Genomic DNA, 2,832 nt, shown 5'->3' with positions numbered 1-2,832 from the left:
ACGGTGCGTCGGTTGCCGCGGCTGCGCACCGTCGAAGAAAAGCGCGCGGGCATATCCTCGGATTACACCGGGACCGATATGTTCATCTCGTTGAGCGTTTTGGGCGGCACCGACGACGATGATGCGATCGCGGAACTGAGCGTGCGAGCGCTCTGTTCGAACCGCCATCTGACCGAGCATCTCCCGATCGGCGCCGAGGGTGCGGATTTTCGCCTGATTGATGATGTCTCTCTGGATCTGGTGTGCATTGCCGGCCCGACGCCGCCGCGCGAGCCCATCGTAGCGCAGTTACGAAGCCGCAGCGAAACGGCGGGTACCGGCGCGGTTGCGTGGCGCTTGATCAACATGCTCAGCACCAATCATCTTGGTCTCGTGGAACGCGGCGCCGGTCACAATGCGCAGGCTCTGAGAGAAATCCTGTCGATGTTCGCGGACATGAACGACGCCGTCACCGAGCGGCGCATCCGCGGCATTCGAAGCGTTGACAGCCGGCCGATCGTACGCCGTGTTGGCCAACGCACCGGCGTGGGAGTGGCGCGTGGAACGGAGATCACCGTGGTGATCGACGAAAGGGCCTTCGAGGGCAGTAGCGCTTTTTTGCTTGGTGCCGTGCTCGAGCGATTTTTCGCCGAGTATTCCGGCTTCAACCATTTTACGCAGACGGCAATACGGTCTGTCGAGCGCGGCGAAATCATGCGGTGGCCGCCGCGCATGGGAACGCGCAGACAATTGTGATCGACTCGAGGTAATTGTGAGTTTTTTCCGAAATCTCGAAGCGGAGCCGTGGCGATTTGACTATTTCGCGGTGCTGCGACATCTCGAACGTATTTCAGCAAGCAAACCACGCATCGGCGACAGTGCGAGGTGCCGCGATGAATTCGTCCGGCTAGGACAAGATCCGTTTGTGGAATTTCCCGCCTCGAATCTCGACCGCGTGGTTCAGAGCGACAACAAGCCCGTCCAGTTATTCGTAAGGTTCCTTGGGATGCTGGGACCGCAGGGGGCGCTTCCCCTTGCAACCACGGAAGAGGCATTTCACTTTGTGCTCGCCCAGGACGAAGCGTTCGCTCGATTTCTCGACATCTTCAACCACCGCTTTATTCAATTATTTTTTCGCGCCTGGGCGGATGCACGGCCGATCGTCCAGCATGATCGTCCCGACGAGGATCGGTTCGTCGCATATATGTCTGTTTAACGTCAAGGCAGAAATCGAAGAGTTCGTAGGTACCCGCCTGGTAATCGAGGCGGACGAATGGAGTGTCCTGGGCAGGCGCCACAACGTGTTGGGCGAAGACGCGTTGCTGGGCCGAACTGTTTTCAGCGTTCTAGATAAAATCAGGATTCGCATATTCACTAAAACTCTCGCACAATACATGCGCTTCCTGCCAACCGGCGACTTGTGCCAACCTTTGGTCGATCTTGTATTCTTCTACAATGGCGAGCAACTCGATTGGGATACTGAATTGGCCATTGCCGTGAGCGCGGTCGAGCCCGTCAGGCTCGGGAGGTTCGGTCAACTCGGCTGGACAAGCTGGATGTCGCCGAATTGGGCGTCCGTCGACGCATACAGGTACGATGCAAGGTTTCATGCTGACGAACACATGAGGCATGAGCGCAGGCGGACGTAGTTGGAAAATTGGCTGAAGGGGGGAGGCGATGGTTGATATCAGCCTTGAAGCAGTCGCCGGCAAGTTAAACCGCGTCGGTTATGAAGCTTTGTTCAAGGCCCTTCGCCAAGCGAAAAGTGCGGGTAACCGCAATGTCGAATTGGCGCACTGGCTCGGTCATATTCTGCAAGAAGAGCGTACGGACATCGGTCTCACCGCCGATCATTTCAAGCTTGATCGGGGCAAGCTATTGACCGACGTTCTCGCGATGATCAATGGCTTCGCAAAGAATGAAACCGAAATGCCAGCGGTCTCCAACACCGTCATGGATTTACTCGACCGGGGTTGGCACTACGCGACCCTGTTTTTTGGTGAAACCCAGATCCGCACCGGTCATATTCTTGTCGGCGCCCTGCAGTCACGCGAACTCGCGCGCGCGTTTGCCGGTGTGTCTAAGGAATTCACCAAAATCTCGACCGATCTTCTAACTAGCGAACATCGCGCGATTTGGGCTGGCTCCGAGGAAGAAAATCTACGACCCATGGACGGGTCAGGGCTGGTAGCGGGCGGCACGCCGGTCACCCGCGAAGGAGCCACCAAGGGTACTACGGCGCTTGACCGCTTCTCCCAAGATCTAACCGCTAGGGCAAAATTGGGCGAGATGGATCCGATTCTGGGCCGTGATGAAGAAATTCGGCAAATTATCGACGTGCTGATGCGTCGGCGTCAGAATAATCCGATCCTCACTGGCGAAGCCGGCGTCGGAAAAACTGCTGTGGTGGAGGGTTTCGCAGAGCGCGTCGCTGCTAACGACGTGCCGCCACCGCTCCGCGGAGTCCGCGTCTGCATGTTGGACGTCGGTCTTATGCAGGCGGGTGCATCGATGAAGGGTGAATTCGAGCAGAGACTGCGCTCGGTAATTGACGAGGTGCAACAATCGCCAATACCGATCATCCTGTTCATCGACGAAGCACACACGCTGATCGGAGCTGGTGGGTCAGCCGGCACGGGCGACGCCGCAAATCTTCTCAAGCCGGCTTTAGCACGCGGCACCCTCCGCACCATTGCAGCTACAACTTGGTCGGAATATCGCCAATACATAGAAAAAGATCCTGCGCTGACGAGGCGCTTCCAGCCGATTCAGATCGGCGAGCCGAGTGTTCAGCAGTGCTGCGACATGCTGCGAGGCATTCTTGGGCCGATGGAGAAACACCACAAAGTGCGA

At 57.4% G+C, this 2,832-nt stretch carries 4 protein-coding genes; all 4 read left to right on the top strand.

Annotation, left to right across the window (positions count from 1 at the left end):
- Window positions 1-12: 12 nt before the first annotated feature.
- Window positions 13-735 carry a type VI secretion system baseplate subunit TssF gene (locus ABSE61_RS36995; protein ID WP_423876090.1) on the top strand — a complete coding sequence of 241 codons (723 nt, stop codon included), beginning with the start codon at window positions 13-15 and terminating at the stop codon, window positions 733-735.
- 16 nt (window positions 736-751) lie between these two features.
- Complete coding sequence (gene tssG / locus ABSE61_RS36990) at window positions 752-1,195, top strand: type VI secretion system baseplate subunit TssG (RefSeq protein ID WP_423876089.1); 444 nt, start codon at window positions 752-754, stop codon at window positions 1,193-1,195.
- Window positions 1,149-1,628 (top strand): type VI secretion system baseplate subunit TssG, encoded by a 480-nt coding sequence (locus ABSE61_RS36985; protein WP_423876088.1) that lies wholly within the window; start codon window positions 1,149-1,151, stop codon window positions 1,626-1,628. Before tssG ends, ABSE61_RS36985 begins: the two co-directional genes overlap by 47 nt.
- A gap of 28 nt (window positions 1,629-1,656) precedes the next feature.
- Window positions 1,657-2,832, top strand: a 1,176-nt coding sequence (locus ABSE61_RS36980; RefSeq protein WP_423876087.1) for an AAA family ATPase, incomplete at its 3' end; no start/stop codon positions are given.

Source organism: Bradyrhizobium sp., assembly GCF_049519115.1.
In the GTDB taxonomy this organism is placed as follows: Bacteria; Pseudomonadota; Alphaproteobacteria; order Rhizobiales; family Xanthobacteraceae; genus Bradyrhizobium.
The sequence above is the reverse complement of the archived record's forward strand: the minus strand, read 5'-3'. Positions and strand labels throughout refer to the sequence as shown.

Coding starts and splice junctions, on each gene's coding strand:
- ABSE61_RS36985 (WP_423876088.1), top strand. CDS start 1,149: ATGATCGTCCCGACGAGGATCGGTTCGTCGCATATATGTCTGTTTAAC.